The organism is Micromonospora sicca, assembly GCF_003172935.1.
Taxonomy (GTDB): domain Bacteria; phylum Actinomycetota; class Actinomycetes; order Mycobacteriales; family Micromonosporaceae; genus Micromonospora; species Micromonospora sicca.
In genome coordinates, this window is sequence record NZ_QGKS01000536.1 from 1 (window position 1) to 2077 (window position 2077).

General features: G+C 63.0%; 3 protein-coding genes and 1 pseudogene. 2 read left to right on the top strand and 2 right to left on the bottom strand.

Features of this window, described 5'->3' with window-relative positions; genetic code table 11:
* A partial coding sequence (locus DKT69_RS37485) for a helix-turn-helix domain-containing protein (RefSeq protein ID WP_201750058.1) occupies positions 1-235 on the bottom strand: 235 nt, incomplete at its 3' end.
* A gap of 176 nt (positions 236-411) precedes the next feature.
* On the opposite strand from DKT69_RS37485, the pseudogene DKT69_RS41575 reads away from it, so the two are divergent.
* Positions 412-713: pseudogene (locus DKT69_RS41575) on the top strand (IS982 family transposase); the annotation flags it as partial.
* On the opposite strand, the gene DKT69_RS37490 reads toward DKT69_RS41575, so the two are convergent.
* Positions 670-975, bottom strand: coding sequence for a hypothetical protein (locus DKT69_RS37490; RefSeq protein WP_109806080.1), 306 nt, complete (start codon positions 973-975; stop codon positions 670-672). The pseudogene DKT69_RS41575 and the gene DKT69_RS37490 overlap by 44 nt on opposite strands.
* A 369-nt stretch (positions 976-1344) precedes the next feature.
* On the opposite strand from DKT69_RS37490, the gene DKT69_RS37495 reads away from it, so the two are divergent.
* Positions 1345-1926 (top strand): DUF4396 domain-containing protein, encoded by a 582-nt coding sequence (locus DKT69_RS37495; protein WP_236648797.1) that lies wholly within the window; start codon positions 1345-1347, stop codon positions 1924-1926.
* Positions 1927-2077: the final 151 nt, after the last annotated feature.

Consider the following 2077-nt stretch of genomic DNA (forward strand, 5'->3'; position numbering starts at 1 on the left):
TCACCGCCTCGACCTGCTCATCGGTGATCTTCCGGGTGGCGCCCGGACGAGGCTCGTCGGACAGGCCCTCCAGCCGGTCACGCACGAACCGGGCCCGCCACTTGTTCACCGTCTGCGGCCACACCCCCAACGCCGCGGCAACGTCCTTGTTCGTCGCGCCTTCCGCACACGCCAACACGATCCGCGCCCGCAACGCCAACGCCTGCCCGGTTTTCGCCCGACGCGACCAAGACATCAGAGCCTGACGCTCCACATCGGACAAAACCAGCTCGGCCTTCGGGCGCCCTGTTCGCGGCATACCACGAAGCCTACCCGAATTCAGCAGCTAATCAACGACTCAGGACACTAGACGAGTAATTCCTAAGTCGGTCCGGGGCTGCGAACGCAGCGAAGGGTGTTGATGATCCGTTTGTGACGACAGACCTCAACACCCTTCTCACCGCACTGTACGTGAAGATCGACGACTGCTGGGGCAGGCCCGCAGGGCCGGTCGGCCACCGAAGCTGTCAGACGCCGAGCTGTTGACCCTCGCGGTGGCCCAGGCGCTGCTCGGGATCCGGTCCGAGGCCCGCTGGCTGCGGTTCGTTCCCGCGCATTTGCCCGGGGCGTTTCCCCATCTGCCGGGCCAGTCCGGCTACAACAAGCGCCTACGAGCCGCCCTGCCGCTCCTCAAGCGGGCGATCCGGGCGGTAGCTGCGGACACCGACCTGTTTGGTCATCAACGCCGACGATGGCCAGCTGCCGGGTGAACGCCAGCGACGGGCGGTAGCCGTTCCAGGAGTAGCGGCCCCACTGGACGATGAAGCCGTCAGCGTCTGAGTCGGGGTCCAGGTCGACGCCATCGATCTCTACCTGCAAGAACTCACTAAAAGCCTGCCAGGCTGCGTCAACGTCGACGACGTCGGCGGCATCAAGACCATGACTTCTCAAGTACTGGGCGAACACCTCGGCGCTTGACCGCCACGGAACGGGCATGGCAGTCATTGTCCGAGAGATCCAACGCTGCGCCGGCGCCCTGCCCGGATCTCCCGCAGTGAGCGCGCAGGCCGTGGTGCCCAGTCCGCGTGGCAGTCACTCAGCGTTGCGTTTATTGCAGCTCGGGGGGTACGCCAACGTCCTCGATGCCAGACTGATTGACTGGGCACGATTCGAGCTGGGCGTCACCCTGCAGTCACATCCGCCGCCACCGACATTGCATCGAGTGCCCTGGAGCGAACGGAGATGATTGTGCAACCGACGTGGCTTGTGATGCTTTCGTGGGCTGTGCTCTTTGTGGGGTTGGCCAGCACCGCCGTTGTCGTTGTTGACCAATTTGTTTTTGGATATCGTCAGCCGGTCAAGGTCATGGAGATAGTCTGGCCGGCAACCGCCCTCTACCTTGGCCCAGCAGCCGTCCTGGCCTACAGAAGGTGGGGTAGACCCCAGTCTCCCCGGTGGCTGGACCGGCACGGCAACCCGCCCAGGAGCTCGCGACATGCTCCTACGATAATCCAAACTTATCATTGTGCGACGCACTGCACTCTGGGTGTCATCATTGCTACGCCTATCACCTACGGCGTTGGCCTCGAAATATTCGGCAGCACACTGTGGCCCGAAGTCGTCGGCGACTATGTAGGCGCAGTGGCCATAGGCGTTGCATTTCGCTACTCTGCTGAGGCTCACACGGGTCGTCGAAGAGCGTGGGCCGCAATGCGGAAATTTTTCAGGAGCGACGTGCTGACCGTGTCTGTCTTCGAGCTCGCCCTGTTAGGTTGGCTGGCGCTAATGCATTTTCTTGTTTTCCACGAGGCCCTGCGGCCTGGTAGTCCGGTGTTTTGGCTCATTATCCAGGTCGGGCTGATCATCGGCTTCTTCGCCGCTTGGCCGCCAACCTCGTTGCTGATCCGCCGCGGCGTCAAAACGGAATTGCTGGGCACGCCGCAGTAGGTGGTGATGCGTCGACGCCCTGGGGCAATGCCGTTCAGATAAGGCTCTTTGGGCAGGCCAAAACGGGTGTGGGAGGTCCGGGGTGGCGGATGGTGCGGTCTGTGGGTCGTTTGACGCGGTAGGAGTTGTGCCGGGCGCGTTTGATGGCTCG